Below are 217 nucleotides of genomic sequence, written 5' to 3'. Positions count from 1 at the left end.
TTTTTTAACAGCACGTTCAATCTGGGTATTACGTATACTTCTTTGATAATCTCTATATTTAAGAGAAAAAGTAACAATAAGTTTTTGCTCTAATCCATTTTCTTTAATCCAACGTTCTTTATAAAACACTTTTGAAGTCACTCTATTTCTATCCAATTCATTCATTTTATCCAGCATATCATCAAGTTTTGATAAGCTATAAACTCTATCATCATTT

At 27.2% G+C, this 217-nt stretch carries 1 pseudogene; it reads right to left on the bottom strand.

Going from position 1 to position 217, the window contains the following annotated elements:
• Positions 1-217 (bottom strand): annotated as a pseudogene (locus ACX6CF_RS25760) (IS1634 family transposase); the annotation flags it as partial.

The organism is Vallitalea sediminicola (assembly GCF_054408565.1).
The sequence above is the reverse complement of the archived record's forward strand: the minus strand, read 5'-3'. Positions and strand labels throughout refer to the sequence as shown.